Annotated in this window: 22 protein-coding genes, 3 tRNA genes and 1 pseudogene; 8 read left to right on the top strand and 18 right to left on the bottom strand. The window is 58.8% G+C overall.

What is annotated here, in order from left to right:
* Positions 1-17: 17 nt before the first annotated feature.
* From DWW03_RS13665 to DWW03_RS13600, 14 genes are all read right to left on the bottom strand, one after another.
* Positions 18-2,303 carry a hypothetical protein gene (locus DWW03_RS13665; protein WP_118406901.1) on the bottom strand — a complete coding sequence of 762 codons (2,286 nt, stop codon included), beginning with the start codon at positions 2,301-2,303 and terminating at the stop codon, positions 18-20.
* 100 nt (positions 2,304-2,403) lie between these two features.
* Positions 2,404-3,615 (bottom strand): site-specific integrase, encoded by a 1,212-nt coding sequence (locus tag DWW03_RS13660; protein WP_118406900.1) that lies wholly within the window; start codon positions 3,613-3,615, stop codon positions 2,404-2,406.
* A 229-nt stretch (positions 3,616-3,844) separates the two neighbouring features.
* Positions 3,845-3,920: transfer RNA gene (locus tag DWW03_RS13655), tRNA-Met, on the bottom strand.
* Between the two features lie 138 nt (positions 3,921-4,058).
* A complete protein-coding gene (locus DWW03_RS13650) occupies positions 4,059-5,840 on the bottom strand; it encodes a (Fe-S)-binding protein (RefSeq protein ID WP_118406899.1) in 1,782 nt (593 codons plus the stop codon).
* Between the two features lie 2 nt (positions 5,841-5,842).
* Positions 5,843-6,178: a 4Fe-4S dicluster domain-containing protein gene (locus DWW03_RS13645; RefSeq protein WP_015547654.1), complete on the bottom strand. Its 336-nt coding sequence runs from the start codon at positions 6,176-6,178 to the stop codon at positions 5,843-5,845.
* A gap of 2 nt (positions 6,179-6,180) precedes the next feature.
* Positions 6,181-7,188 (bottom strand): FAD-dependent oxidoreductase, encoded by a 1,008-nt coding sequence (locus DWW03_RS13640; protein ID WP_022061401.1) that lies wholly within the window; start codon positions 7,186-7,188, stop codon positions 6,181-6,183.
* The gene (locus DWW03_RS13635; protein ID WP_044054538.1) at positions 7,188-8,279 is read right to left on the bottom strand and encodes a CoB--CoM heterodisulfide reductase iron-sulfur subunit B family protein; all 1,092 of its coding nucleotides are present in this window, start codon (positions 8,277-8,279) and stop codon (positions 7,188-7,190) included. Before DWW03_RS13635 ends, DWW03_RS13640 begins: the two co-directional genes overlap by 1 nt.
* Positions 8,280-8,281: 2 nt before the next feature.
* Positions 8,282-8,980, bottom strand: coding sequence for a 4Fe-4S dicluster domain-containing protein (locus DWW03_RS13630; protein ID WP_015547656.1), 699 nt, complete (start codon positions 8,978-8,980; stop codon positions 8,282-8,284).
* A gap of 78 nt (positions 8,981-9,058) precedes the next feature.
* Positions 9,059-9,538 (bottom strand): dihydrofolate reductase, encoded by a 480-nt coding sequence (locus tag DWW03_RS13625; RefSeq protein ID WP_022061404.1) that lies wholly within the window; start codon positions 9,536-9,538, stop codon positions 9,059-9,061.
* Positions 9,535-10,182 (bottom strand): HAD family hydrolase, encoded by a 648-nt coding sequence (locus DWW03_RS13620; RefSeq protein ID WP_022061405.1) that lies wholly within the window; start codon positions 10,180-10,182, stop codon positions 9,535-9,537. The genes DWW03_RS13625 and DWW03_RS13620 overlap by 4 nt, the downstream gene beginning before the upstream one ends.
* An 11-nt stretch (positions 10,183-10,193) precedes the next feature.
* Positions 10,194-11,087, bottom strand: a complete 894-nt coding sequence (thyA, locus tag DWW03_RS13615) for a thymidylate synthase (protein WP_044054539.1) — start codon at positions 11,085-11,087, stop codon at positions 10,194-10,196.
* 26 nt (positions 11,088-11,113) lie between these two features.
* The gene (locus DWW03_RS13610; protein ID WP_015547658.1) at positions 11,114-11,896 is read right to left on the bottom strand and encodes a UDP-2,3-diacylglucosamine diphosphatase; all 783 of its coding nucleotides are present in this window, start codon (positions 11,894-11,896) and stop codon (positions 11,114-11,116) included.
* Positions 11,897-11,900: 4 nt separating this feature from the next.
* Entirely contained in the window at positions 11,901-13,040 is a 1,140-nt protein-coding gene (locus DWW03_RS13605; protein WP_015547659.1) for a TlpA disulfide reductase family protein, read from the bottom strand.
* A 62-nt stretch (positions 13,041-13,102) separates the two neighbouring features.
* Positions 13,103-13,801 (bottom strand): DUF4290 domain-containing protein, encoded by a 699-nt coding sequence (locus tag DWW03_RS13600; protein ID WP_022061407.1) that lies wholly within the window; start codon positions 13,799-13,801, stop codon positions 13,103-13,105.
* A gap of 192 nt (positions 13,802-13,993) precedes the next feature.
* On the opposite strand from DWW03_RS13600, the gene DWW03_RS13595 reads away from it, so the two are divergent.
* Positions 13,994-15,127 (top strand): sigma-54-dependent transcriptional regulator, encoded by a 1,134-nt coding sequence (locus DWW03_RS13595; RefSeq protein ID WP_118406898.1) that lies wholly within the window; start codon positions 13,994-13,996, stop codon positions 15,125-15,127.
* A 481-nt stretch (positions 15,128-15,608) separates the two neighbouring features.
* On the opposite strand, the gene DWW03_RS13590 is transcribed toward DWW03_RS13595, so the two are convergent.
* Both DWW03_RS13590 and DWW03_RS13585 read right to left on the bottom strand, forming a co-directional pair.
* Positions 15,609-16,259, bottom strand: a complete 651-nt coding sequence (locus DWW03_RS13590) for an HAD family hydrolase (RefSeq protein WP_118406897.1) — start codon at positions 16,257-16,259, stop codon at positions 15,609-15,611.
* The gene (locus DWW03_RS13585) at positions 16,256-17,695 is read right to left on the bottom strand and encodes a Na+/H+ antiporter NhaC family protein (protein WP_118406896.1); all 1,440 of its coding nucleotides are present in this window, start codon (positions 17,693-17,695) and stop codon (positions 16,256-16,258) included. Before DWW03_RS13585 ends, DWW03_RS13590 begins: the two co-directional genes overlap by 4 nt.
* 337 nt (positions 17,696-18,032) lie before the next feature.
* On the opposite strand from DWW03_RS13585, the gene DWW03_RS13580 reads away from it, so the two are divergent.
* The 3 genes from DWW03_RS13580 to DWW03_RS13570 all read left to right on the top strand — a co-directional run bounded on the left by DWW03_RS13580 (position 18,033) and on the right by DWW03_RS13570 (position 21,310).
* On the top strand, positions 18,033-18,248 hold the full coding sequence (locus DWW03_RS13580) for a DUF4492 domain-containing protein (RefSeq protein ID WP_015547662.1): 216 nt from the start codon (positions 18,033-18,035) through the stop codon (positions 18,246-18,248).
* 166 nt (positions 18,249-18,414) lie between these two features.
* Positions 18,415-19,977 carry a cytochrome ubiquinol oxidase subunit I gene (locus DWW03_RS13575; protein ID WP_022062557.1) on the top strand — a complete coding sequence of 521 codons (1,563 nt, stop codon included), beginning with the start codon at positions 18,415-18,417 and terminating at the stop codon, positions 19,975-19,977.
* A 190-nt stretch (positions 19,978-20,167) separates the two neighbouring features.
* Positions 20,168-21,310, top strand: a complete 1,143-nt coding sequence (locus tag DWW03_RS13570) for a cytochrome d ubiquinol oxidase subunit II (RefSeq protein ID WP_044054542.1) — start codon at positions 20,168-20,170, stop codon at positions 21,308-21,310.
* A gap of 376 nt (positions 21,311-21,686) precedes the next feature.
* On the opposite strand, the gene DWW03_RS13565 is transcribed toward DWW03_RS13570, so the two are convergent.
* On the bottom strand, positions 21,687-22,547 hold the full coding sequence (locus tag DWW03_RS13565) for an enoyl-ACP reductase (RefSeq protein WP_022062555.1): 861 nt from the start codon (positions 22,545-22,547) through the stop codon (positions 21,687-21,689).
* Positions 22,548-22,923: 376 nt separating this feature from the next.
* A tRNA-Ser gene (locus tag DWW03_RS13560) sits at positions 22,924-23,011 on the bottom strand.
* A gap of 166 nt (positions 23,012-23,177) precedes the next feature.
* Between DWW03_RS13560 and DWW03_RS13555 the strand changes: the two are divergent.
* From DWW03_RS13555 to DWW03_RS13540, 4 genes and pseudogenes are all read left to right on the top strand, one after another.
* A pseudogene (locus DWW03_RS13555) lies at positions 23,178-23,444 on the top strand (HU family DNA-binding protein); the annotation flags it as partial.
* Between the two features lie 26 nt (positions 23,445-23,470).
* Positions 23,471-24,667, top strand: a complete 1,197-nt coding sequence (locus DWW03_RS13550) for a pyridoxal phosphate-dependent aminotransferase (RefSeq protein ID WP_015547664.1) — start codon at positions 23,471-23,473, stop codon at positions 24,665-24,667.
* A gap of 510 nt (positions 24,668-25,177) precedes the next feature.
* A complete protein-coding gene (locus DWW03_RS13545; RefSeq protein WP_022061365.1) occupies positions 25,178-26,641 on the top strand; it encodes an OmpP1/FadL family transporter in 1,464 nt (487 codons plus the stop codon).
* A gap of 180 nt (positions 26,642-26,821) precedes the next feature.
* A tRNA-Arg gene (locus DWW03_RS13540) sits at positions 26,822-26,893 on the top strand.
* The last annotated feature ends 83 nt before the right edge of the window (positions 26,894-26,976 follow it).

The following is a 26,976-nucleotide window of genomic DNA, read 5'->3' as shown; positions in this document are numbered from 1 at the left end:
TTACAAGTAAATGAGTATTAGTAGTCAAAGTATTTCCTTAAAGACATTCCCACATCTGACACTTCCGATAATGGTTCGAAATCTAATGCCGGTTTATGTGACTGAATCACATAATAAGAATTTTGAGGTCGTGTTGTAGTACAAAAATAATGGAGTTCCTGAACAGCCTGATAAGTTCCTCCCAATTTGGGAATATCTTCTCTTTCAAAAATAACATTGAGCCGTTCCAATATTTCCGTTTGAGTATATCTCTTATTAATCTCAAAACTGCCCTTGATAAGTTGTTTGAAAGCATGCTTTTCAGATAATGCAAGATATTTAGCACTCCGCATAAACCCTCTGTATGTCTTAGCATTCCCCTCTTGCAGTTTTGCCACCAAGATATCGAAAGGCACATACTTATAAAGTTCTGAGAATCGGTCAATAAACTTATAGTCCTCACGATGGCGATTCCGGCGTAAATGTGCGATTGATGCATCTGTTAATTTATTCTGCAACCGGAGTTCTTTCAATTTCTCTATAACCTCAGATATTGATGCAAGACGTTTGTTTTCGAATTGATCGTCTATGGCGTCCTCTATCTCCTTTTGTATATCTGTAAAAGCAGGGTCTCTCTCATCATAGAAAGTAATATTACATGACTTCAACAATTCATTATGAAGTATTTTAGGGTTGCTATACAAATGGCCTCTTAAAAATGCATATTCCGCAATAGCATCTACATTGAAATAGGCTGGAACAATCTCTTGATCTTTATTAACGCGAACGATCTCTATCGGACTGCTACCATAATAACTTTGTTTGGTACGATCTACAATATCATCTTTCAGACGAAGAAAATTCTCAGATAATAATTCCGGATGCTTTTCATGCAATTTATTGACAACATTAGAAAGGCTACAAATATCTTGGCTCAAATCAAGAGCTCTTTGAACCAAAAATTCACCATAATCCTTTGCATCTTTATTTGCTGAATTATAAATAATGGCTTCACTCAATAAACCAGCCTCATGGCGACATCTGCCCGAAATCTGATATAATTTGTCTATCGACAGAATCGTGTATATTTGCCGTACATCTGAAACCGATATTAAGTGAAAGCGTTCCTTTATATCTACTCCTACAAAATAAGAGCATGTGATAAAAGTAATTGGTTTCGCAAGATTACGTTGAAGAACTGTGAAGAATTCGCCCGCTTTTTCTTTACTGTCAGGACTGCAAGCAATATGGCATTCTTTCTGCAATTCTTTGGGTAATTGAGCAATAATTTTCTGAATAGACGTAATCGAATTATAGGCTACTACAATTTTATCTGTAAAAAAGTTTTCTCGCAAATGCCTTATGGCATTGCAGACCTCTATATGAATATTGGTCGTATTAATCAATTCAACATCTCGCCTATCCTTTTCTTCATAATTTAATTCTAAGACAGGTTCTTCCTGTAATTGCGGATTGGAGAATGGGCGAATCGTCGCAGACACAAGACATCGTTTGATCGGTGGAAATTCGAGATAATAGTCGATGACATTTTCCATTGCAGGACGAAATGCCCCATCAGATTGGTATGAGTCGATTTCATCCACCATAAGATACCAACAAAGACTATTATGAGAATATATATCTTCTGGCGTTATCTTCATAGGCGTATGAGTTTCTTCCCAATGTGTTTCGATAATCTTTGCAAGTTTTAACGGAGCAGATTTAAACTGCTTCATTACCCGCCCCAGACTATCTGCAACAACTATAATCTTCTTATAAGTGCCTGGGTCTACTTTTTGGGTAAGATACTCGTATATCTGTTCATCCGTCGGTTTGCGACATTCATTTATATCGCTCCCGACATAGAGATACCTATTCTTAGTCTTGTCATTATTGTAGCCCGTTACATATTTTGCATACGCCAATGCTCTTGTCGGAACAACTATTATCGTATGACTAAGTTGTTGTAATGCAAGTGTAGTAGCTCCAATACCAGGAATATTCTTTTTAATCACTCCATAAGGTAAATGATTGAAAATATCTCCCAATTTCTTTCTTTCATGAAATATCAGCCGCACACAGTTTATGCGCTTTTGCGTATCGTCGTGATAGACGATTTCATACCGGACTGGATTTTTCTTGTCGTTAAATGTGTCTATGGAAGCTCCGTTGTACATGTAGTTCCGGTAATAGCCTATACCATCGCAGTAACCGCTGATATTCGGATAGAAGATTTCATAGCGAGGGTCCTCTATCTTTACGGTATTAGCTGGGATTTTAGATAGAATAGCCCGTAGTTTGGGATCAATTTTATCGTCATTCATACATGAAATATTTTTAAAATCTGCCTACGCTCTCACCATAGGCAGTCATGTAAAGATACGAGATGTTATTGAGATTATCAAGTCCCTATTCACTAATCATTTATTCCCCTAACACCTTTTCCAGCCGCCCGATATGATTGCTGATGTTCTTATTCAAAACTTGCGCATAGGAGCGCTGGGTAACCGAAATATCGGAGTGTCCGAGCAGTTTGCTCACCACCTCGATAGGCACATCGTTATAGAGCAGGATAGTCGTGGCAAAGGTTTTCCGGGCCGTGTGATGCGTCAATTTCTTGTCGATACCCACCACATCCGCAATTTCCCGCAGATAGGAATTGACCTTTTGATTGGAAATCCGCGGCTGGATATAATCGTCCGTACTATTGAGTTCACGGAACCAGGCTATCAGTTTCTCAGCCTGCGGGAGCAATGGAACGGAAACCTCCCGGTCCGTCTTTTGACGGACAAGCGTTATCCAATTCCTGCCGTCAAATCCTTTCGTGATATGCTTCGGTTGCAACGCCTGCGCTTCATGGTAGGCAAGCCCCGTATAGACCGAGAAGAGGTAGATGTTCTTCACCGTTTCCAGCCGTTTCTGGGCAAAATGGTGATGCTCCAGCTTATGCAGTTCCTCCTGCGTGAGAAATACCAGCCGTTTACGCTCTTTTAAGGGCCTGTATTCAACGAAAGGGTCCTGCTGGATATAGTTGCACTTGAAAGCGTAAGTGACCATCTGACGCACCCGCTGCATGATTTTATTGATGGTGATGGCTTTCAGACCTTGCACTATGAGTGCTTCTTCGAACTGTTTTACAAAGCGGTAGTCCACGCTTCGGATGGGAATGTCCTGCGTATTATACGAGGTGCGGATATACCGCTCTACATGGGCGAAAACCTCCCGGAATTTTTGCAATGTGGTAGGTGAATACTCTTTGCCTACGAGTTGCTCCATCTTGTTCAGACGCTCCCGGAAAATCCCGCACAACGTATGTTCCTCCACCGTCTTGTGCTTGTAGATCGAGTAGATTTCAGCCAGCGAGACATTCCCGTCCGCTTCGTACAATTTACGCTCTATACCTTTGAGTTCGATGGTGATGTCTTGCAAGCGACGGTTAATCAGCACGGCATCTTCCGAGGTTCCACGGACACATTGAGCGTCTTTGTCCCAAATTTCAGGTCTGATATACAGCCGGGTAGAGAATTGCTGACGGTTAATCCCGTCAGTAGTCAGCTTGCAATAGATAGGGACCTCTCCTTGCTTTGTACGCTTAAATTCATAGAGATAGTAAGTGATTCGTAATATTTCAACCATAGTCAGCAGATCGTTTTATAACCTGCTGGAATACTTTTCATTACAAGTCTGGAATACCGATATTTTCAGATTTTGCCCGGTATTCCAAAGAACCCCCAAAATGCCCCGATTTTGGATAATTATTAAAATATCTTAAAATATAACAATTTTGTTTATTTGCTGATTATAAGATACTTAAACATTTTACAGGGCATAAAATTAGGGGCCAAACATTGCTGTTTAGCCCCTTTGGTAGCGGGAGGAGGACTCGAACCTCCGACCTTCGGGTTATGAGCCCGACGAGCTGCCAACTGCTCCATCCCGCGATATATCTTTAGACCGATGATCTATCGCTTTTGCGTGTGCAAAGATAAGACAAATTTTCCATTCCGGCAAATTAATTTCAGCTAAAAAACTCCTTCACACACGCTGCACACTGTTTGTCAACCGGTTAGAGGACCGAATTATTTTATGGCTGCAACCACGATCTCCGCCAGATCGCGCACCTCGCTCTTCGTGCCGCGGCCGATGGCCTTTTTGCAGAGCGGGCAGGCGGTGACGATCACCTCGGCCCCCGTGGCGTCGAGCTGCGCGGCGACCGACCGGGCGATCTGCACCTGCTGGCCGTCGGAGATGGCCGTATTGGCCACCGAAGAGCCGCAGCAGAGGGCGTTCTCGCGCGTCGAGGCGGGTTCGAGCAATTCGCCCACGGCTTCGATCACCGCACGCGGCTCGTCGTAGATGCCGCTGCCGCGCCCCAGTTCGCAGGGGTCGTGGTAGGTGAAGCGCATCGCGCCATGCTCCAGCGAAAGGCGGCCCGCACGAATCAGCCGCAGGATATATTCCGAATGGTGCAGGATCTCGATACCCGGCAGGTCGTAATCCTCGCGGAAGACCTTGAGGCAGATCGGGCACGACGTGACGAGCGTCGTGATGCCGTGCTTACGGAACAGGTCTGCATTGTATTTCATCATCTTGCGCGCCGAATCGGTCTCGCCGGCCAGTTTGAGCGGCCGGCCGCAGCAGACGCCGCCTTCGCGGTCGGCCCACCAGACCTCCTCGCCCGCGGCCTCGAAGATCGCCGACATCGCCGACATCGTGCGCGGCGTCAGCAGGGTCATGCAGCCCGCAAAATAGCCCACCTTGCCCGCACCTTCGGAGCGGTCGAGACCCTTGAAATAGCCGTAGCGGCGTTCGTCGGGCACGTTGTGCATCTTGTCGCGCGAGTTGACGCGGAGCGTGTTGAGATCAATGCCGACGGGGCATTTCTCGGCACAGCGGCCGCACATCAGGCAGTTGTCGGCCGTCTGGAGGCGCAGCATGTTGTAACGGCGGTCGCGCAGGAAGTAGACCGACTGCACGTCGTCGACGCCCAGCACGCTCTGCAACTGGCAGGGGTCGATGCAGATGCCGCAGCGCGAGCAGGCCTCGACCTGGAAATTATCGTAGGAAGACTCCTTTTCGCCCGAGCGCAGGTTGTAACGGCGCAGGAAGATGAGGGGTATCTCCGTGAAAATATGCATGTAACGCGAGAACGGCAACGCCACGAAGAACACGCCGAGGCACGAGGAGTAGAACCACCACGCCGCGGTTTCGAGATTCATCAGCGGCATCACGCCGATATGCCCGGACATCCACTCCCCGAGGCTCCCGGTGAGGAATCCCCCGCCGCCGTAAAGCGCGCACGTGGCGCTTTCGGCCACCAGACGCGCCGGGAACACGAACCACAGCGCCGACAAGGCCACCCGGTCGCCCGGGACGTGCTTCGTCGTGCGCCGCATGCCCATCGCCCGGGAGTAGAGACGCTTGCCCCAGGCCAGCGCCACGCCCGAGAGGACGAACAGCAGCAGGAGGTCCATCGTGAAATCGAAGAACGGCTTGTGCTCCAGCCCCGTGGCGAAATACTTGAAAAAGACGTGTCCCTGCAACGGCACGTAGCGGAAGCCCAGATAGGCGATCGTCTCGGCCCACCCCACGGCGATCAGCAGGAACCAGCCGAAAGCCAGCGACATGTGCATGTACCCCAGCAGGGGGTTGACCCGGAAGATGCGGCGGTGGAGCAGCGACTCGCTCACCACCTCCCACGCCGCCCCGAAGGTGCGGCGCGTCGGCAGTCCGAACAGAATCCGTTTCTTGTCGGCGCGGGGCAGGCGGTAGAGCCACGTCCCCCACTTCCAGGCCAGGACGGCGAACATCACCGCAGCGCCGATGATGAACGGCAGACAGAATGGCGCGTAGAAAGTCATCGTCAGAAATCCCCCAGTTTACGTTTGATAAGCATCACCACGCCGCGCGTATTGATGCCGCGCGGGCACACCAGCCGGCATTTGCCGCACAGCATGCACTTGTTCATCTCCTCGTAGGCCCCCTGGTATTCGCCGCGGCGCACCAGCGTGTGGACCTTGCGGAAATTGAACTCCGTGAGGTTGCCCGCCGTGCAGACCGCCGTGCAGGCCCCGCAGCCGATGCAGGTCTGCAACTCGGGCATCTCGCGCAGGATCTCGTCGCTCTTGCGCAGGTTGTTGCGGTCGATGTCGATGGCCCGGGGCTTCGAAATGGTGTATCCGAAATTGATCGCCGCCATTGCTATGCCTCCACGTATTTGGCCGCGGCGTCGGCTGCGGCGATGCCCTCGTTCAACGACTCGCCGATGTTCTTGGGCGCCGTAATGGTCCCGGCGTAGAAAATGCCGTCGACGTTGCTCTTCACATTGCCGAGAAACATGTCGCGCGGAGCCAGAAAGCCGCTCGGAGCGCGGTTCAGCCCGGTGCCTGCGGCAAACGCTTCGTTGTCGTCGTTGGCCCGCATGCCCACGATCAGCACCAGCATGTCGACGCTCATGCGCAGGGGGCGGCCCGTCAGCGTGTCCTCGGCCTTGATCTGCACCCGTCCGTCGATCGTCGGGCTGGCCTCCGAAATGCGTCCGCGCAGGAAGTGGATGTTGTATCTCTGCTGCGCCTCGCGGTACATCTCCTCGTAACCGGGACCGAACATGCGGATGTCCATGTAAAAATTGAAAACGTCGGCCTCGGGGAAGAGCTGTTTCATCTCCATGGCCTGCTTGACGCCCGTGATGCAGCACACCTTCGAGCAGTGCTGCTGGCAGACCTTCTCGTCGCGCGAACCCACGCAGTGCAGGAAGGCGATGCGCCTGGGGCGCGATCCGTCGGCCTTGGCCACGCGCCCCTCGTTCAACATGCGCTCGATGTCGGCCGTCGTGAAGACGTTGTCGTAGATGCCGTAGCCGTACTCCTCCTTGATCGAGGCGTCGAAGAGCGTGAAGCCGCTGGCCACGACCACCGAATCGCACGGCAGCGTCCGCCCGTCGGCGAGCGTGACGCTCTCCTTCGTGAAGCCCGCGACCTCCGTGGAGGTCATCACCTCGATGCCGCTCTCGTTGACCCTGCGGCGCAACTCGGTCAGCACCTCCTGCGCCGGGGTGAACGACGGAAACAGCACGTGCCAGCCCCGGAGCTTGCCGCCCAGTTCGGCCTCTTTCTCGATGATGACCGGGCTGACGCCCTGTTCCGCCAGACGCAGGGCCGTCTGCATGCCCGCAACGCCGCCGCCTATAATGATAACTCGTTTTTTCATTATTCTCTGATGTCGTAAATCGTATCCGTCGGGCAGCAGTTGACCACCGCCGACTCGGGTTTTCCGATATATTTCCCGTTGCGGCCCAGATACTTGGCCGCGGGATCGTACTCGACGCCCATCTTGTCCAGCAGGGGTTCCACGTCGACCTGGTGCATCTGCATGCCCAGCTCCCAGGGGTCGTAGCCCAGCACCAGCCCGGCCATCTCCTCGTAGGTCAGCACCGGGATTCCGTGGCCGTTCTGGCCGTAGGTCGTGCCCTCCATCTCGGCGATGGCGTACTGCCACTTGTCGAGGAACATCGCGCAGCCCGGACAGTTGGCCACGATGAAATCGGGCTTGTAGGGCGCCATGCTCTCCAGTTTCTTGTGCGAGTTGGCGATCGAATAGCCGCGGTTGGCCTGCACGAGGTAGTTGCGGAACCCGAATCCGCAGCAATGGCGGCGTTCGGGATAGTCGACGCACTCGCCACCCCACGACTCGACCATGCCGGCCAGCACATAGGGGAACTCCGATCCTCCGATCCCGGATTTCGGAAATATCTTGGCGTAGTGGCAGCCGATGTGCTCGACGACCTTCAGCGGTTCGCCCGTCGCGGCGTTGACGAGCCGTTTTTTGGCCCGCGCGGCGATCTCTTCGCGGAAATGGAACACGACATCCGACGTGTGGGCCAGGCTCGCGGGCTTCTTGAACTCGCGCCGGGTCGCCTTCCAGAGATTCTCGCGCGTCTTCTCCTCCGTCTCGGGGAACTCGTGCCACGTGGCCAGAATCTCCGTGTAAACGCCGAACGAGGTGATGCACGAGGTCACGAGGTTCTCATACCCCGCCTCGCCCATCAGCGCGAACTGCCGCGCCACGACGGTCATAATCGTCTCCAGCGGCACGATGTCCGAATGGTAGCCGATCCCCGTGCACGACGAGTGCTTGGGGTCGTCCGAGAGGTCCTTGCCCAGGTCGTTGCGCAGCATGTCGATAAACAGCTTCTCGCTGCCCGGGAAGAAATTCTGCCGGATGCAGCTGCGCGCGTAATAATAGTGGTCGTCGGCGATCTCCTTCTGGTAGTCCTGCCAACTCTTTCGCTTCATCGTCATCGTCAATAATGTTCGTTGCTGTTCGAAAGGAAGACATCCATCATGTACTGCTGGTCGGCGCCCTCCTCGTAGCCCATTTCGCGGGCCTTGCGGTCGGAATGCCGCTCGATGGTGTCGAACATCTCGCTGCCGCCGCTGACCTTGAATATCTCGTTGATCTCGGCGAGCGACTCCTCGTCCAGACGGCGCAAGGCCCCGGCGCCGTGGCGCATGTAGACGGGCGTGAACTGGCCGTAAATCTCCCGGTCGTTGTCGTAGATCCATTTCCAGACGGTCCCCTGCTCGGGATGCAGGTCGGGTTTCACCAGCCGCGGGACGATGCAGTAGCCCGTGCGGAGGATGTTCTCGCCGATGATGCGTTTCAGGGCCAGCTGCTGGCGGCCCTTCTCGCTCTCGACGAAGAAGCCCAGTTTCTGCGACAGCGTGCGCAGCGCCTGGATCACATAGCCCGGCGTATTGCCCCGCGGACAGCGCGGACGGCACGACATGCACTCGCCGCAATACCAGATGGTGTCGCTCTTCAAAAGCCGCTCGATGGCCTCGTCGTCGCGCGTCTGCACGATGGAGACGATCTGACGGGGGTCGTAGTTATAGAACTCGGCCGCCGGGCAGACGCCCGTGCAGACCCCGCAGTTCATGCACGAGTGAAGACCCTCCTTCATCCGCACATCCTCCATGAGCATATCGAAATACTTCCCCATACCTAATATACAAAAAAAACCTTTGCACTGCAAAGGTAGGGAATCCGGGGCGGACGGGCGGTGGTATAAATGCGTAATTTAGCGCCGTTCGTAAAGCTCGAAGGCAAACGGCCAGGGGTAATCTTTCCCGCCGGAGAACGACTCCGACGACACCAGCCGCCATTCGCGCTCGTCCCACGCCGGGAAACGCGTGTCGCCCTCGTAGGCGCGGAAGACCCGTGTGAGGTAGAACTTCCGGGCCAGCGGCAGCGCCGCGGCGTAGATCTGCGCCCCGCCGATGACGAACACCTCCTCGTCCGCGGGAAACAGCGCGACGGCCTCTTCGAGCGAATGGACCACCGTGCAGCCGGGGATCTCGATATTCTGACGCGTGATGACGACGTTCGTCCGGTTGGGAAGCGGACGCCCGAGCGACTCCCAGGTTTTGCGGCCCATGACGACCGGATGGCCCGTGGTCACGGCCTTGAAATGCCGGAGGTCCTCGGAAATGTGCCACAGCAGGGCGTTCCTGTCGCCGATAACGCCGTTTTCGGCGACGGCTACGATCAAACTTATCATAATTCGAAAAGGTCTGTTACGGTTATTCCGCCCGTCAGGTGACAGGCCTGCCATCCCTCGCCGCGGGCCGCGGAGACGTTGGCGGCGTTGTCGTCGATGAACAGCAGTTTTCCGGGCGGGGTCCCGATCTGCCGGGCGACGCTCCGGTAAATTTCCGGGTCGGGTTTGCGCAGATGCAGTTCGTCGGAGTAGAAACACCGCACGAACAGTTCGTCGAAGCTCCCGCCGAAACGCTCGCGGAACGACTCCCGGAAGCGGATGCGGTGGGGCAGGTTGGTGTTGCTCAACAGGTAGACCGGGCAACGCTTCCCCAGTTCCCGGAGCAACTCCACGCGCTGCACGTCGAACGGCATCAGCATGGCGTTCCACGCCTCCAGCAGCTGCTCGTCGGGGATGGCGGCGACGGCGGGAAACGTCCGCCGCACAGCCTCCGCGAACTCCTCCTGCGTGATAAGTCCCAGTTCGAGGTCGCGGAAACACGCCCTGTTCCCGTCGATGACCTCGGCGGCTCCCAGTCCGCGGATGTCCAGCGCCTCGAAAGCCCGGAGCGTGCGTTGCAGCTGCACGTCGAGCAGGACGCCTCCCAGATCGAAAACAAGGGCCTCGACGCTTTCGGACGAAACGGTCGGAATCAGGATATTCATCTGCTGCGGGTTTAAAACGACATCGGGGCCTTGATCGCGGGCCACGGGTCGTAGCCTTCGAGCGTGAAATCTTCGTAACGGAAGTCGAAGACCGACTTCACGGCGGGGTTCAGCCGCAGTTTCGGCAGCGGACGCGGCTCGCGCGAAAGCTGCTCGTCGACCTGCTCCAGATGGTTTAGGTAGAGGTGCGTGTCGCCCAGCGTATGGATGAACTCGCCGGGCTGCAAGCCGCACACCTGCGCCATCATGCAGGTCAGCAGGGCGTAGGAGGCGATGTTGAACGGCACGCCGAGGAACGTGTCGGCGCTGCGCTGGTACAGCTGGCACGAGAGACGCCCCCCGGCCACGTAGAACTGGAACAGCACATGGCACGGCGGCAGGGCCATCGCGTCGATCTCGGCGACGTTCCACGCCGAGACCACGATGCGCCGCGATTCGGGATTGGTGCGGATCAGCCCGGCGGCCTGCGCGATCTGGTCGACGACGCCCCCGTCGGGCCGGGGCCACGAACGCCACTGGTAGCCGTAGACATGGTTCAGGTCGCCGAAGCGGTAGCCTTCGATCGGCGACTCGACGCCCGCCGAGGCGAGGAACGTCTCCCGGCCGACGGGCAGCACCCCGTGGCGCACGCACAGTTCGTTGTAGTGGCGGTAGGCGTCGTTGTCCCAGATATGGACGCCGTTGTCCACCAGATATTTGATGTTGGTGTCGCCCCGCAGAAACCACAGCAGTTCGTGGATAACCCCCTTGAGGAACACCTTTTTGGTCGTCAGCAGCGGAAAGCCCTCCGACAGGTCGAAACGCATCTGGTGGCCGAAGACCCCCTTGGTCCCGGTTCCCGTGCGGTCGCCCCGCACGACGCCTTCCGTCTTGATCCGGCGCAACAGATCGAGGTATTGTTTCACAGAATCGTCATTTAATCGTTTTATCGCTAAACCGAGGTCTTGCCCGGCATTTTCAGCGTCAGCTCCCCCGCCGCGTCCAGCACGGCGTAGGAGGGATTTTCGGCCCAGCAGCCGAGGTTCACCACGTGCAGCCGCCCTTCGCGGCAGTCGCGCGGGAAGTGCATGTGTCCGAAAACGAAGAGATCGACTGCATGCGTCCGGGAATACTCGCGGGCATACTCGACCAGCGGCTCGGTGTGCGGCTCGGAAGACCCCGTGTAGGGTTCGGTCAGCGACGCCCCGCGGGCCGCCTCCTCGCCGTGCCCCTTGCGCGACCTGCCGCTCCACCAATGGCCGAAGCGCAGCGCCCAGTCGGGATGCACGCCCCACGAAAAGAGCCATCTCAACGTCCGCGAACGGAAAATGCGGTTCAGAAACTTGAGCATCGGCTGCCCGTCGATCTTCATGTTGTCGCCGTGGGCGATGAAGACCTTTTTGCCCGAGAGGGTCATCACCTCGGGCGAGGTGTGGATCTCCAGCCCGCACTCGCGCGCCAGATAGTCGCCGACCCACATGTCGTGGTTGCCCGTGAAGAAGACCACCCGCACGCCCCGGTCGGTCAATTCGGCCAGCTTGCCCAGCGTCCGCACGAAGCCCTTGGGGACCACACGGCGGTATTCGAACCAGAAATCGAAGATGTCCCCGACCAGAAAGATCGCCTCCGCATCCCGGGCCGCGTCGTCGAGCCACGCCACGAAGCGTCTTTCGACCGCCCGTGCCGTCGCGGCATCGCCGGCTCCCAGGTGGATGTCGGATGCGAAATAATACATGATTCTATTTTGTCAGCTCGTCCAGTTTCGCTTCGAGGCTCTTGCCGTAGATGTTCTTGGCCACGATCGTCCCCTCCTTGTCGATCAGGAAGTTGGCCGGAAGCCGCTGCACGTTGTAAAGCCCGAGGGCCACGGACGAACGCCCGCGCAGGTCGCTGACCGAGATCCACGGCAGCTGCTGCTCCTGCACGGCGGTGATCCACAGCGGTTTCGACGTATCGACGGCCACCTGGTAGACCTCAAACCCGACGGGTGCGTCGGCATATTTCCGATAGAGTTCCTTCAGATCGGCGTTCAGCGCGTTGCTCGACCCCAGTTCCGCCGACCAGAAATCCAGCAGCACGACCTTTCCGGCCAGCGACGAGAGACGGATCTTCTTGCCGTAGATGTCCGTCAGTTCGAGGTCCGGATGGCGCGCCTCGGTGATCTGCGACGTGAGGCTGATGCGGGCGTCCATGCGGGCGATCTCGGCCTGCAACGATTGCAGGTAGGGCGATTCGGGGTAGCTCTCCTGCAACGCCTCGGCAACCGTGCGGTAGTAGACCACGTCGCTGTCGCCGTTGAACAGGTACGTGTCGCCCGGAAGCCGCTGGTAGAGGGCGTAGACCGCCGCCAGCGACGCCTTGTGCTCGATGATGAACCGCAGCTGCTCGCGGCGGATGCGGTAGTATTCGGCCGTATACTCCTTGATCAGCGACTTGCGCTCCTCGTCCGTGAGTTTGCGCGCGAATTCCGTGCCCATGTTCTCCAGCTGCTGCGCCCCCGTGACGAAGGCCTGGTAGAACTGCCGCAGCAGCTCCGACTCGGAGGAACCCTCCACCGTATAGTTGCGGATGACGCTGCCCACGGAACCGAGCGTCAGCCTGTCGCCGCCGGCCAGAAGCAGCGGAATGCGCTCGCCGTCGTAGATCACATTGTATAAGGACGGGGTCTTCGCCACGCCCGTGAGTTCCATGCGGTAGCTGCCGTCGGGGGCCAGCGCCGCCGAATCCACGACCGACTGCGTCAGCGGAAGAACCTGCTCCAGATAGATATTTTTCGCGTCGCCGCCGACGAAGCGGCCTGAAATCTTCACTTTCGACGACTGGCAGCCACACATCAGGGCGGCCGTCGTGAGCGTTACGAAAAGCGTTTGCTTGTTCATTTACGATCTTTTTCGCGGTTAATGGAGAACAAAGATATAAATTTTCCGCAAATAGGCGCCCTTTATTTCGACGAATTGCGGTGCGGCCCGTTGTTTTTCGTGAAATTGCGGTAGGGCTGCTGGCTGCGGTTTTTCTGCTGCCGCTGCTGCTGGTGGGGCTGCCGGTGCTGCTGCGCCCCCTTTTGGAGACGCGCCGAAAAGGGCTGTTTATAGTCGCTTCGGAGATTGTTCAAGGCAACTTCGTCGATTTGGATCGCTCCCCCGGACATGCGCTTGATGTCTTTTACGATCACTTCGTTGTTGGGGTGCTCCTGGTTGTATTCGTAGCTCTTCGTGCGCATGTAGCGGGCCAGATTGTCCACCGTGCGCGAGACCGTCCGCGGGTTGCGCTCGTCGGCCAGGCCGCGGATCATACGCTCGACGTATTTGCCGTAGTGCTTATAGGTGATCCGCCCCTGGGAATAGGTCATCCGGCGGGGCGATGCGGTCAGCTCCTGACGCGAGGGCTGCGGGTAGGGAGAGTCCACATCGAGCTGGAAATCAGACATGATGAAAAGGTGGTCCCAGAGTTTGTGGGTGAAATCGGCCGTGTCGCGCAGCAGGGGGTTCAGATTGCCCATCACGGCAATCACGGCCCGCGCCTGCCGGTTGCGCTCGCGGCGGTCCTCGATCTCCAGCAGCGAGTCGATCATCTCCTGGATATGGCGCCCGTACTCGGGCAGGTACAACTTGCGTCGTGTGTAATTGTAATTCTTTTTCATATTGTATTTGCGGTCCGGCACATTAGTGCGATTCGTCCGCCGGAGCCTCCGGCCGGACCTTTGCGATAGACCGTTTAAAGATCGTTTTTCTCACTCTCCGCACCCCGGAGCGAGACCTCCGGGATTCGTTTTACACGGCGGAAAATCATAACTTTGGGACAAAAGTAGGTAAAATTTCGGAAAAACAAAGCTATGACAAAGGTTTTAATTCTGGACCAATCAAAAAGCGTGCGAAACATTCTGCGCGAGCGGTTGGAGTATGAAGGGTTCTCGGCCGAAGCCGTCGAGAACGAGGCTGCGGCCTCGGCATTGTGCGAGAGGATTCCGTTCGACGTGATTCTGTCCGACACGGAGTGCAAGGTTCCGGATGCAGGCATCCCGTTCATAGCCCTCTCGGCCGACACGTCGATCGACACGGCGGTCAAGGCCGTGCGCAACGGAGCGCAGGATTTCCTCACAAAACCCATCGACATGAACCGGCTGCTGCAATCGCTGCACCGCACCATCGACAATCCCGCGCCCGCGCAGGCGCCCCCGGCCGCCCCGCCCGTGCGCCGCCGCCGGGCGCACTCCGCCCAGGCCGAGCGGATCATCGGCGTCTCGCCCGAGATCGAACACGTCCGCCAGCTGATCGACAAGGTGGCCCCGTGCGAGGCCCGGGTGCTGATCACGGGCGAAAACGGCACGGGAAAGGAGCTTGTGGCCCGCTGGCTGCACGCCAAGAGCGTCCGCGCGGCGGCCCCGTTCGTCGAGGTCAACTGCGCGGCCATCCCCTCCGAACTGATCGAGAGCGAACTGTTCGGCCACGAGCGCGGGGCCTTCACCTCGGCCGTCAAGCAGCGCAAGGGCAAGTTCGAGCAGGCCGACGGAGGCACGCTCTTCATGGACGAGATCGGCGACATGTCGCTCGCGGCGCAGGCCAAGGTGCTGCGCGCCCTGCAGGAGAGCCGCATCAGCCGCGTGGGAAGCGACCGGGACATCGAGGTCAACGTGCGCGTGGTGGCCGCCACGAACAAGAACCTGCGCGAGGAGATTCAGAAAGGGAATTTCCGCGAAGACCTCTACCACCGTCTGGCGGTGATCGTGGTGCGGGTTCCGCCGCTGCGCGAGCATGCCGGGGACATTCCTGCGCTGGTCGAGCATTTCATCCGCACGATCGCCTCGGAATACGGCTCCGCCCCCAAACCCATCGACGCCGACGCGCTGGCCGAGCTGCAACGGATGCCGTGGAGCGGCAACATCCGCGAACTGCGCAACGTCATCGAGCGTCTGATCATCCTCTCCGGCGACCGCATCACGGCACGCGACGTGAAGGAGTACTGCTGACCCGCGCCCGGTTAAGAACCGGGGTTCGCATTGCGGCTGGCAGCTTCGGCCCGCTCTCCGTCCGGTTCTGCGCCCGGTTAAGAACCGGGGTTTCAGGTTGCGAAAGGGACCATTTTGCACCTCCTCCACGCCGCGTTCCGCGGCGAAAGATCCCGGCCCGATGCCGGAGCCGCGAAACGAAGTCCCGGCTAAAAGTGGCAAGAAACGGGGCCGGTTTGCTTGCAAACCCGCGAATAGGCGCCCGTTTCGAACGTTAGACGGGACGAAGTAGGCGGAGGCATCTGCCGGGGAGTTTTTGGTACTTTTTGCGGCCAAAAAGTACATCACCTTCCGCGGGCAAAGGCCGCGGTTATCCTTGTTCCGCCATAAGCGAGAATGCGGAGGTTGCACCTCCTCCCCGCCGCGTTTCGCGGCGAACGATCCCGGCCCGATGCCGGAGCCGTGAAACGAAGGCCCGGCTAAAAGTGGCAAGAAACGGGCGTCACAGCAGCTCCAGCAACTCGCCGGGCCGGTCGACCAGATGCCGCGCCCCGGCGGCGATCAGCTCCGCACGGTCGCGGAAACCCCACGTCACACCCGCCGAGCGCACCCCGGCAGCCGTCGCGGTCTCGATGTCCACCCCCGAATCGCCGACATACAACACCTCCTCACGCGCCGTGCCCGTCCGTGCGAGAATCTCCTCGACGACTGCCGGCGAAGGTTTCAGCGGCACGCCGGGACGCTGGCCCAGCACCGCGGCGAACGTCACCCCGGGGAAGAACAGCCCGACGAGCTTCTCGGTCCCGGCCTGGAACTTGTTCGACGCCACGGCCAGCGCGACGCCCCGCCGCGCCAGTTCGGCGATCAGCTCCGGAATTCCGTCGTAGGGCCGCGTATGGGCGTCGATGTGTTCGGTGTAGTATTTCACGAAGTCGGCGCGCACCGCGGCGACGGTTTCGGGCGTGCGCAGCGGCTCGGGCAGGGCGCGTTCCACGAGCCGCAGGATGCCGTTGCCGACGAAATGACAGTATTCCTCATAGGTGTGTTGCGGCAGTCCCCGCACACCCAGCACGGCGTTGCACGCCACGGCCAGATCGCCGATCGTGTCGAGCAGCGTGCCGTCGAGGTCGAAGATGACGAGCGAAGTTTTCATTTTTTCCGTTTTATGTTCCAGCCGACAGCCGCCACGAGCAGCGACATCAGCGGCGAGACGATGTTGAAGATGCAGTAGGGCGCGTAGACGAAGGTCGAGACGCCGAGCACCGTGGCCTGCGTCATGCCGCACGAGTTCCACGGGATCAGGACCGAGCAGACCGTGGCGGAATCCTCCACCGAGCGGCTCAACAGCCTCGGCTCCAGCCCCCGGTCGGCATAGAGGTCGCGGAAAAGCCGCCCCGAGAGGATGATCGAGATATACTGGTCGGCGGTGCAGAGGTTGAAGAAGAGGCCCGCGCCCACGGTCGAGGCCACGGCCGAAAAGGCGCGGCGCACCCAGCGCAGGAAGATCGACGTCAGCGACCGCAGCATGCCGCTGCCGGTCATCACCCCGCCGAAGCACATGGCGCAGATGATCAGCCACACGGTGTTCAGCATCCCGGCCATGCCGCGCGTGGCGACCAGTTCGTCGAGCTGCGGCGCGCCCGTGGGGATGGCCGTCGGGCCGAAGCAGGTCATCAGCACCCCCTTGAACCCCGACATGAAGTCCAGCTCCCCGACGCCCGCCACCCGGGCCACCAGTTCGGGCTGCGCCAGGAGCATCGCCGCACAGGCGAAGACCACGGACGAGAACAGCGTCACGATGGCCGGGAGTTTTCGCGCGATGAGCATTCCCGTGGCCAGCGGCACCGCGAGGAGCCACGGCGTGATGCGAAACGTCGCGGCGAGCGTCGCGGCATACATTTCGGCATGGGTCGAAACTCCGTGGTCGAGCGCCAGGCCCGCGACGGTGAAGACCCCGAGGGCGATGAGCATCGACGGAACGGTGGTGTAGAGCATGTAGCGGATGTGGGTGAAGACCTCGACGCCGGCCGTCGACGAGGCCAGCACCGTGGTGTCGGAGAGCAGCGAGAGCTTGTCGCCGAAATAGGCTCCCGAGATGATGGCTCCGGCGACCCATCCTTCTGAAAAGCCCATCGCCTGGCCGATGCCCATGAGCGCCACGCCGATGGTGGCGATGGTGGTCCACGACGATCCGGTCATCAGCGACACCACGGCGCAGATCGCGCACGAAGCCACGAGGAAGAACGACGGGTGGAGGATTTGCAGTCCGTAATAAATCATCGTCGGGACCACGCCCGAGATCATCCACGTGCCGGCGATGGCGCCGATCAGCAGCAGGATGACGATGGCCGACGCCGAGGCGCGGATGTTGTCGATGATGGCCTCTTCGAGCACGGCCCAGCGGCAGCGGTAGATGCCGATCGAGAGCATCACGCAGACCGACGTGGCCGACAGCAGGGCGATCTGGCTTCCGCCGTTGATGGCCTCGCCGCCGAAGGCGCGGATCACGACATAGAGGAGTCCCGTCAGCACCGCCAGCGGAATGGCCGACACCCAGGGCGACGGCAGTTTTTCAGCATTCGTCTTCATATTCTCTTCTTACGAGAGGCAAAAGTACGAAGAATTTTCGTACTTGCGCCATCGGGACGCCCGACCTGCGGTCTTCGCCCTGAAGAAACCGCGACGGGCGAACACGCGAACATGCGAACAGGAGGTGTTCGCCCATGTTCGCATGTTCGCGGAGAACCGGGCGCAGAACCGGACGGAGAGCGGGCCGAAGCTGCCAGCCCCCTGAAACCGGCGTCTTACGCGGGGGGGGGTAAGCATTTCCGGCCTTATCGTACACCGGCCGTGTTTTTTCGGGGCCGGAATTTTTTTATTTCCTTTTTTCTGCCTAACTTTGGTAGAACATCCAACACGCAACGAAATGGAGACACTCCGCAAAGTGATCCGGTTTTACGTCGAGGGATTCCGCGAAATGACCGTGGGACGCACCCTGTGGGCCATCATCCTCATCAAACTCTTCATCCTGTTCGCCGTGCTGAAAGTCTTCTTCTTCCCCGACCTGCTCGCGGGCAAAAGCCCCTCGGAAAAGGCCGGCTGCGTGCTGGAAAACCTGACACCCGAAATTCCGCAACCATGAATGCACCCGTCATCATGCAGTTCCGGCCGCCGCTCGCGGCGTCAATCCCCCTCCGGGGCAGGGTCGCCGGCGCGGTGCGGGCCCGCAAACGCGGCCGAAAGCCGCAAACAAGAAGGCTCCGGCGTCCCGGAGCGACGCAGACAACCAACCAGTAACCCAATACGCTATGCTTTCCGACTACCTATCCACCGTCGACTGGTCGCGCGCGCAGTTCGCCATGACGGCCATCTACCACTGGCTGTTCGTCCCGCTGACGCTCGGGCTGGGCTTCCTCATCGCCATCATGGAGACCCTTTACGTCCGCACGAAGGACCCGTTCTGGCTCCGCACGACCAAATTCTGGATGCGCCTGTTCGGCATCAACTTCGCCATCGGCGTGGCCACGGGCCTGATCCTCGAATTCGAATTCGGGACCAACTGGTCCAACTACTCCCACTTCGTGGGCGACATTTTCGGCGCGCCGCTGGCCATCGAGGGCATTCTGGCGTTCTTCCTCGAATCGACCTTCATCGCCGTGATGTTCTTCGGCTGGCGCAAGGTCAGCCGGGGTTTCCACCTCACGGCCACGTGGCTCACGGCCTTCGGCGCCAACCTCTCGGCGTGGTGGATTCTGGTCGCCAACTCGTGGATGCAATACCCCGTGGGGTGCGACTTCAACCTCGAAACCGTGCGCAACGAGATGACCTCGTTCTCGGCCGTGGCGCTGTCGCCCGTGGCGGTCAACAAGTTCTTCCACACCGTCACCTCGTCGTTCGTCCTCGCCGCGCTGTTCGTCGTGGGGGTCAGCGCGTGGTATCTGCTGCGCCGGCGCGAACAGCTGATGGCCCGCCGGAGCATCGCCATCGCCTCGGCCTTCGGGTTCGTCTTCGCGCTCGTCACGGCCTTCACGGGCGACCGTTCGGGCGCCATCGTGGCCCGCGTGCAGCCCATGAAGCTGGCGGCCATGGAGGCGCTCTACGACGGGCAGCAGGGCGCGCCGCTCACGGCCGTCGGCATCCTGCGTCCCGAGGCGCAGCGGACCGGCGGCGACGCCTTCTACTTCAGGATCGACATTCCGAAGATGCTCTCGCTGATGAGTTTCCGCTCGGCCGACGCGTTCGTTCCGGGCATCAACGACCTGGTCTACGGCAACGAGGAGTACGGCGTGATGCCGGCCTCGGAGAAGATCGAACGGGGGCGCGTGGCCGTCGAGGAGCTGGGCCGCTACTGCACGGCGCGCGAGAAGGGCGACACGGCGGCCATCACCGAGATCGAGGCCAAGTTCGACCGCTCGACGCCCCAGGGCGCGGAGTTCCTGCGCGAACATTTCGCCTACTTCGGCTACGGTTACCTCTCGTCGCCGGAGCAGATCGTGCCCGACGTGCCGCTGCTGTTTTACTCGTTCCGCGTGATGGTCGGCGCGGGCTGCTTCTTCATCCTGCTGCTAGGCCTCGTCTGGTGGCTCAACCGCCGCGACCGCCTCGCCTCGAAACGCTGGCTGCTGCGGACGGCCGTGTGGAGCGTCCCGCTGGCCTACCTCGCCTCGCAGGCCGGCTGGGTCGTCGCCGAGGTCGGACGCCAGCCGTGGGCCATCCAGGACCTGATGCCCGTGGGCGTCGCGGCGTCGAAAATCCCCAGCGGATCGGTCTCGGTGACCTTCTTCCTCTTTCTGGCGCTGTTCACGGCGCTGCTCGCCGCCGAGTTGAGCATTATGTTCCGGCAGATCAAAACAGGACCTAAAGACGACTGACATCCCGACTACCGCAAATTTACCGGCAGGGTGGCTTCCGCGCAAGCGGACACAAGTCCCCGCCAGGGCGGGGATTTAGGGGTGGGTCAAATCTATAAACACGGCGGTACGCCGTGAATCGCCGACGGACAAGAGCGGCAAAACAACGACAACAACGACAACAACGACAACAACGACAACAACGACAACTATGGATACTATCACCCTACTTCAACACTATTGGTGGCTGGTCATTTCGCTTTTGGGGGCCTTGCTGGTCTTCCTGATGTTCGTGCAGGGCGGTCAGGCGCTGCTCTACACGATCGGCCGCACCGAAGAGGAGCGCAACATGCTGGTCAACTCGCTGGGCCGCAAGTGGGAGTTCACCTTCACGACGCTCGTGACGTTCGGCGGGGCGTTCTTCGCCTCGTTCCCGTTGTTCTACTCCACGTCGTTCGGCGGGGCGTTCTACGTCTGGATGGCCATTCTGCTGTGCTTCGTCATTCAGGCCGTGGCCTACGAATACCGCCGCAAACCGGGCAACGTCTTCGGCGAACGGACCTTCAACGCCTTCCTGCTCGTCAACGGCGTGTTAGGCCCGCTGCTCATCGGCACGGCCGTGGGAACCTTCTTCACGGGGGCGGAATTCACCGTCGACCGCCTCAACCTGGCCAACCAGGGCGGCGCGGCGGTGATCTCGCAGTGGGCGACGCCGTGGCACGGGCTGGAGGCCGTCGCCGAGTGGCGCAACGTGCTGCTGGGCCTGTCGGTGACGCTGCTGGCCATGACGCTGGCCTGCCAGTACTTTATGAACAACATCGACGACGAGGCGATCTTCCGCCGCGCCGCACGCCGCATGCGCACGTTCGCCGTGCTGTTCGTCGCCTGCTTCGTGGCATGGCTCCTGGCCCTCGTCCTCGCCGACGGATGGGCCGTCGACGCCGCGGGCACGGTCTCCATCGAACCCTATAAATACCTGCACAACCTCGTGGAAATGCCCTACGTGGCCGCCGCGCTGCTGATCGGCGTGGCTTCGGTGCTGTGGAGCGTCTGGCTGGGGTGGCGCGGCAGCCGCCGTGCGGTGTGGTTCGGGGGCGTCGGCACGGTGCTCACGGTGCTGTCGCTGCTGCTGCTCGCGGGGTGGAACGACACGGCCTACTACCCTTCGCTCGCGGACATGCAGTCGTCGCTGACGATCCGCAACTCCTCGTCGAGCCTCTTCACGCTCCGCACGATGGCGTGGGTGTCGCTGTTCGTGCCGTTCGTGGCAGCCTACATCTGGTACGCCTGGCGTGCGATGAACCGCCGTCCGATCACCCGCGAGGAGATCCGCGGCGACGACCACCAGTATTAAGGCGAACCTTACGGTTGAGCGAGGGCGCGGACCGCTTGCGGGCTATGCCGGGGAGGGGCTGCGCGAACATGCGAACATGCGAACATAGGCGAACACCCCCTGTTCGCATGTTCGTGTGTTCGCCCGGTTAAGAACCGGGGTTTGCATTGCAACTGGCAGCTTCGGGCTGCCGGACTTGCATCACAAGCACGCCCCGTCAGATCATTCTGAATATCTGTCAATTACAACCATACGACCACTCATGGGCGCGGATGGGTTTTTGATTATCGCGGAGCAGATTTCGACATAATGCAGTAAGCCCCGGATGGGATATACCGAAGTATTTCCCATTCGGGGCGAACAAGGCAGGGCGAAATATGCCCGTGAGAATCGGAAACTACTTGCCGAAAGGATACTGGTTCTCGTGCACGTCCTCGAACCGCATGCCCTTCTCGTAGGTCTTCATGGCGCGGCGCGACATGCCCATCGACGAGAATCCGCCGTCGTGGTAGAGGTTCTGCATCGTGACCTTGCGCGTGAGGTCCGAGAAAAGCGTCAGCACGTAGTCCGCGCAATCTTCGGCCGAAGCGTTGCCCAGCGGCGACATGTTCTCGGCGAAACCCATCAGGTCGCCCAACCCCAGCACGCCGCTCCCTGCCGTGGTCGGCGTCGGCGACTGCGACACGGTGTTGATGCGCACATGCTTCTCGCGGCCGTAGATGTAACCGAAGCTGCGGGCTATGGACTCCAGCAGCGCCTTGGCGTCGGCCATGTCGTTGTAACCGTAGAGCGTGCGCTGCGCGGCGATGTACGAAAGGGCGACGATCGAACCCCAGTCGTTGATGGCGTCCTTCTTGCGGGCCACCTGAATGGCCTTGTGGAACGAAATGGCCGAGATGTCGAGCGTCTTCGAGAGGAAATCGTAATCCAGATCGTCATAGGTGCGTCCCTTGCGGACGTTGGGCGACATGCCGATCGAGTGGAGCATGAAATCGAATTTGCCCCCGAAGTGCTCCATCGTCTTGTCGATCAGGTTCTCCAGATCCCCGACGCTCGTGGCGTCGGCCGGAACGACGATCGTATTGCACTTCTCGGCCAGCTTCGAGATGGTTCCCATGCGGATTGATACGGCGGTATTGGTGAGGACGATTTCGGCGCCCTCCTCCACGGCGCGTTCCGCCACTTTCCAGGCAATCGACTGCTCGTTGAGCGCTCCGAAAATCAGACCTTTCTTTCCTTTCAATAAATTGTATGACATCGTAATTCAGTTTAAAAATTCGGACAAATATAACACTTATTTTTGAATTGGCCCGCCAATCGGCCTCAAACGAACGCTCTTGCGCCCCAATGCGGCAGGCTGCGGGGCCACGAGCGGGAATTGAGAATCGCGGAATTACGTCGCCGTCGCTCCGTGATCCCCGGGATTCCTTGATTGAGGAATTGACTTCGCTGCACTCCGCCCGACGGCTTCGTGCCGCTCGTCTTTCCCTGCCCTGCCGGGGGCGTCCCTGCAAGCCCAAGAAACGGCGGCCCTGCCGCATTTCGTTTTGTATTCGATCCGGTCCCGAATATATTCAGCCCGGCCCAAATACAAAACGGGTTGCAAATTCGATTTGCAACCCGTTTCTTTTTCTTGGCGGAAAGTGAGGGATTCGAACCCCCGGAACCTTGCGGTTCAACGGTTTTCAAGACCGCCGCGATCGACCACTCCGCCAACTTTCCGGGGACAAAAGTAGCACCGTTTTTCCATTCCGCCAAATCTTTACCGCGATTTATCGTCCGCAACGGCGGTCCGAAAATCAAAATCAGACGATAATTTTCTTCTTTATCCGAAAATTGCATATCTTTGTCAGTAAGTTAGGACCGAGAGGTTAGTTTCTTCACGCACGACACCATGAACAAAGCGCAGTTTGTCGAGGCCATCGCCCTCGACGCGAACATCTCGAAGATAGACGCCCGCAAGGCCGTCGACGCCATGATCCGGGTCACGGTGCAGTCGCTCCGCGAGGGCGAACGGCTGACCCTGACGGGGCTGGGTACGTTCAGCGTGCAGCAGAAATCCGAACGCGTGGGCCGCAATCCCCGCACGGGCGCCGCCGTGAAGATCCCGCCCCGCAAGGTCATCAAGTTCCGTCCTACGGCCGAGGTGGAATAACACCCCGTCCGCAAAAACACCGTAACATGCCCGAAATTTCACTCCGCGCCGAGCAGATGCCGGCCTCCCCGATACGCAAACTCGTCCCGCTGGCCGACGCGGCCCGCGCCCGGGGAACGAAGATCTACCACCTGAACATCGGCCAGCCCGACCTCCCCTCGCCCAAGGAGGGTCTCGAATCCCTCAAACACATCGACCGCAAGGTGCTGGAATACAGCCCCAGCGACGGCTACCGCTCGCTGCGCGAAAAGCTGGTGACCTATTACGAGCAGTATCAGATCAAGCTCTCGCCCGAGGAGATCATCGTCACCACGGGCGGCTCCGAGGCCGTGCTCTTCGCCTTCATGTCGTGCCTCAACCCGGGCGACGAAATCATCGTTCCCGAACCGGCCTACGCCAACTACATGGCCTTCGCCATTTCGGCGGGCGCCGTGATCCGCCCGGTGGTGGCCTCCATCGAGAACGGATTCGCGCTGCCCCCGATCGAGGAGTTCGAGAAGCTGATCAACGACCGCACGCGCGGCATCCTGATCTGCAACCCCAACAACCCCACGGGTTACCTCTACACCCGCCGCGAGATGAACCGCATCCGCGACATGGTGAAGAAATACGACCTGTTCCTCTTTTCGGACGAGGTCTACCGCGAATTCATCTACACCGGTTCGCCCTACATTTCGGCCTGCCACCTCGAAGGCATCGAGCAGAACGTCGTGCTGATCGACTCGGTGTCGAAACGCTACTCCGAGTGCGGCATCCGCATCGGCGCGCTGATCACCAAGAACAAGACGCTGCGCAATGCGGTGATGAAATTCTGCCAGGCGCGCCTCTCGCCGCCGCTCATCGGGCAGATCATCGCCGAAGCGTCGATCGACGCGCCGCGGTCGTACAGCACCGAGGTCTACGAGGAGTACATCGAACGCCGCAAATGCCTGATCGACGGACTGAACCGCATCCCGGGCGTCTACTCGCCGATCCCGATGGGGGCTTTCTACACGGTGGCACGGCTCCCGGTCGACGACAGCGACAAGTTCTGCGCCTGGTGTCTCTCGGATTTCGAATACGAAGGCGAAACCGTTATGATGGCGCCTGCGTCGGGCTTCTACTCCGATCCCGAATGCGGCCGCAACGAGGTCCGCATCGCCTACGTCCTCAAGAAGGAGGACCTCGAACGGGCCTTGCTGATCCTGGGCAAGGCGCTCGAAGCCTACAACGCCAGAAAATAAAGACAAGACCCGCCAGCGAGCGGGTCTTGCTCATTTCCGGAGACCCGACGACCCGACAACCCCGGAGACCCTGACGACCCGACGGGAGGCCCGGCAACCACATCCTGCCGCCCCGGCAATCTCCGGCCCCCGGCCGCGGAAGTCTCGGCCGCGGAAGTCCACGGCCCGCTGCGGTGTAGCCTCGAATACCCTGCTGTCCCCGAACATCCTGCCGCCCCCGACAACCCCGGCCGGCCTGACAACCCGGCAATCCCCGGCCCCTCAACCCCGGCAATCCCCGCCTCTCCGGCAGTCACACCCCGCCTCCCCCGGCGGCGCTTATTATAAATCGGTATCCATTCCCGGAGAGACCTCGGAGCGGAACCCGCCAATTCGGCCAATCCTATACCATTTAGTACAATTTTCGGGAATTTTAGACCAAAAAATTTGGGCCGAGGGGATAGTTTTCCTACTTTTGCCCCGATTTTGCATGCCGGGAGGCATGCCGAGTATAAACCAAACCAATTCGTTATGAAAAAACTTTTCCTCGTTCTGGCCGCCGCAGCCATCGCCTCCGGCGCTTACGCCGAGGGCTATCAGGTAAACAACCTCTCCTCGAAACAGAACGGTATGGGCCACGTAGGTACGGCCATGAAACTCAACTCGGAGTCCATTTGGTTCAACCCCGCAGCCGCATCATTCCAAAGCACGCAGTTCGACTTTTCGGTCGGCGTCACGGGAATAGACTCGAAAGCCACTTATACCACCCTGCCCGACTACACGGGCAAGACCCAGTCCCGGCACTTCACGTCGGACAACAAGATCGCAACCCCGCTCTACGCCTATTTCAACTACAAGCCGCTGGACTGGATGTCGGTCGGCCTGGCTTTCAACACCCCCTTCGGCTCTTCGATGAACTGGGGCGACAATTGGGCCGGAGCGCAGCTCGTGCAGTCCATCAACCTCAAGGCCTACAATCTCCAGCCTACGGTGTCGTTCAAAATCTGCGAACACCTCTCCGTCGGCGCCGGCCTGATGATGACGTGGGGTAAATTCGACCTTTCGCGTTCGATGCTGCCCGTCGGAGCGGCGAATGCCCAAAACGTCGCGCTGAACAACATCATACAGATCGTAGCTCCGGGCACTCCGAACATCTTCGAGCTGGCAGGCGACCGCAACATCATGTCGCTGGATCTCGAAGGCAAGGCCAAAATGGCCGTCGGGGTGAATCTCGGCATCATGTGGGACATCAACGAACAATGGTCGCTCGGCATGACCTATCGTTCGAAACTCAAGATGAAGGTGAATTCCGGCTCGATCGACATGTCGACCATCGACGATCCGACGATTCAGGCCGTCCTGGGACAGCTTCTTCCGAAATTCGACATCAATCCCTCGGCAATCTCCTCGGCAATCGTGAAAACCGAACTTCCGCTCCCGGCATCGCTGACCTGGGGCGTCAGCTTCCGCCCCGTGCCGAAATGGGAGTTTGCCGTCGATCTGCAATACGTGCTGTGGAGCGCATACGACCAACTCGATGTCCAGATCCTCAATCCGTCGACGAATCTTCCGGTCCTGACGATCCCCGCCAGCGACAAAAACTACTCCAACACGCTGGCATTCCGCTTCGGCGGCGAATACCACGCACTCGACTGGCTGACGGCCCGCATGGGTATGTATGTCGACGAAAGCCCCGTAAGCAGCGACTACCTCAATCCCGAAACGCCTTCGATGACCAAACTCGCCTACACCGCCGGCGTCACGTTCCGTCCTTGCAAATGGATGCACGTCGACCTGGCCTACGGCTATGTGAATTCGGCCGATCCGGAGCGCACGGGTTCCTATCCCTACGTCAACTCCGTGCTGGCGCTGGCCAACGAGCAGATCAAGAACGTTGCCCCCGAGTATCCGACGACCAGCGCGATCACCGACTTTTCAGGCAATTACACCGCACGCGCCCACACGTTCTCCATCGGCGTGGGGTTCAGTTTCTAAAAACAGAAAAATTTACTATCTTTGCGGTGCGTTTGGCAATAGACGCGCCGCATTGTTTTTAACGGCTCCATAGTTCAAGGGATAGAACGAGGGTTTCCTAAACATTGGGGCAGAGCGGAACACGACATCCGAGCGAAATTACACACAACTTTTTCGCCGGATTATCTATAACAGACGTAAGCCCTTGTAGTTCAACGGATAGAACGGCGGTTTCCTAAACCGCAAATCCGGGTTCGATTCCCGGCGAGGGTACAAGAAGCGACGGAATTTTCCGTCGCTTCGTTCATTTTTGCACGCTTCGTTTGTATATTTGCTCGCAAATGTTGTCAAATAGT

The organism is Alistipes sp. AF14-19 (assembly GCF_003461645.1).
Taxonomy (GTDB): Bacteria; Bacteroidota; Bacteroidia; order Bacteroidales; family Rikenellaceae; genus Alistipes; species Alistipes shahii.
Note: the sequence above shows the minus strand (reverse complement) of the source record. Positions and strands in the feature narration are given on the sequence as shown.